Here is a 1,641-nt window from a genome sequence, read left to right on the forward strand (position 1 = left end):
TAGTAAGCAAGCTCTTTTTCCGTCGCTGTTGGGTACAGCTTAAAGAATGTTTCCAGAAATGCGGTAGCGTCGTTTACAGTATCAGCGTCTACACTTGCGTCTGCTTCTGGTGTCTTAGGCTCATAGTCTGATTTTTCGATTGCTGGTGCAAGGGTAGGGTTCTGAACGATTACCATATCCCCGTCAGCGTCTATATGGACTTTTACGGTATAGGTTGCTTTCACATTGCTTGTCTTTTCTCCCTCTTTTATCTGCTGATCTACTTCGTAGGTAGCAGAAAAAGTGTCCGTTCCCGATTGTTCGATACTCCATACAATCACATCTGTAACTGTGGAGCTGGTCGGTATATCCGTTCTGATTGTATCAACATTCAAGTCCTGCAATTCCTTTGTCAGATAACCGTTTATTGCCTGCATCCTTGATTCAATCGCTTCTTTGCTGTTATTCCATGTGTAATAGGACTTCGCAAAATTCTTCACGAAATTTTCTATCCCGTTGGTGTCCTGCAAGCGAAGTTCAATGATTTCTTTTTCGTGGGTGGTGTGCTGGTCGATAGCCGTAAAATTCTTATACACTCCAAAGCTCACGCTTGCGATAAGCACCACCCACAACGCAATCACGGTTTTCTTATGTGTGCCTACCTTAACAGTACGCACCTTTTTTTCTTTTGGTTCTTTGATAGTTTCTGTTTGTTTCTTATTCTTCTTAAACATATTTTCAAGTCCTTTCTATTGTTTTACTCGTCCTGCACCGATTAAGTGCTGTTGCCAGTAACTACTACTTAGGTCTGCATATCCTATCGGGTCGCCTGCATGATACATCTGTGTCGGCGAAACAAGAATACCGACGTGTGTTACATAACTTCCAGCGTTATAAGTGGAATGGAAAAATACCAAGTCCCCAGCCTTTGCCTGCGAGAGTGGCAGATGTTGGGTAGCGTCATACTGTGCTTGTGCTGTTCTCGGTAAGGAGATACCAGCTTTTCCATAGCACCATTGCACAAGTCCGCTACAATCAAAGGAAGTGTTCGGGTTACTGCCACCATACACATACTTCCAGCCTTGATATTTCAACGCTTCATTCATTACCTTTTGTGCCAGTTCTCCCGATACCTGCGGTATAGCTAAATACTTATTGACTAATTCCACATAGAACATATTTCCATAGCCATACCGCCAGCCCCCGTTTTTCGCAACGGCTATCGGGTTGGTGTAGGTTACTTTCTTTCCACCCGATTTTTCACGGGCGAAGCTCTCTGCAAGGTTAAAAGTGTATTTCTTTCCTTTTCCTGCCACATATCCCACATAGCCACCGCCATAGTTATAGGACTGTATCGCTACACTCAAGTCGTCGATACCTTGATTTTGGCAGGAAGAAAGCAGGGACGCAAAATATTTACACCCCTGCTTGATTGAACTTTCCGTATCTAAAGAGTTGGGCGGTAAACCAAGACTTTCCGAACTCTGCATAACATCTTCTGCCGTACCGCCACTTTCTACTTGAATGATAGCCAACAGCACATTGACATACTCAGAAATACCGTTTTCTCTGGCGTATTTTTCTACCATAGGCTGATGTTTCAAGACTTCTGCGGATAAGTTCATACCCGTAATGCCAGAAGAAAAATTGCTGTTCTCGTCG

The 1,641-nt window shown here is 43.6% G+C and carries 2 protein-coding genes; both read right to left on the reverse strand.

The features are described 5' to 3' along the window. On the reverse strand, positions 1-713 hold a 713-nt coding region (locus PGY05_RS16395), incomplete at its 3' end, for a conjugal transfer protein (RefSeq protein WP_270476349.1). Positions 714-728: 15 nt separating this feature from the next. Continuing rightward, the coding region (locus PGY05_RS16400) for a C40 family peptidase (RefSeq protein WP_270476350.1) at positions 729-1,641 on the reverse strand (913 nt) is incomplete at its 5' end.

This window comes from Coprococcus sp. AF51-11b1, from assembly GCF_027682785.1.
Lineage (GTDB): Bacteria > Bacillota > Clostridia > Lachnospirales > Lachnospiraceae > Allocoprococcus > Allocoprococcus comes.